The 342-nt window shown below is 64.3% G+C and carries 1 protein-coding gene; it reads right to left on the bottom strand.

Going from position 1 to position 342, the window contains the following annotated elements:
• The coding region (locus CVH10_RS18660; protein WP_181244500.1) for a replication initiator protein A at positions 1-342 on the bottom strand (342 nt) is incomplete at both ends.

Raw genomic sequence — 342 nt, 5'->3', positions numbered from 1 at the left:
AGGCTTGGGCGAGGGCAGGGGAGGGCTTGCCCTCCTCGGACGGCTCGCGATCGCGCCTGGTCATGCGCAGCAGCGGTTCGGCATCGTCACGCTGTTCGATGTCCAGGGAGTAGCCTGGCAGATCGTTCTCCCGAGCGATCTTGGTCATCTCGAACTTGAAGCGCCGATAATCGCCTTCCGCGCCGGATTTCTCGAAGAGCGTTGGCATCGAGATGGCGAAACCGTCGCTTCCGGCCCCACCCGCATGTTTGCGCGCGACCCGATAGAGCCAGCGTTCGCGCCCGCCTGTGAGCGAGAAATAAGCCGGATCGATGGCGAGCACGCCGCCGTCCATCAACACCC

This window comes from Halomonas sp. ND22Bw (assembly GCF_003011945.1).
GTDB lineage: Bacteria > Pseudomonadota > Gammaproteobacteria > Pseudomonadales > Halomonadaceae > Halomonas > Halomonas halophila.
This window is presented reverse-complemented; position numbering and strand designations above follow the sequence as displayed.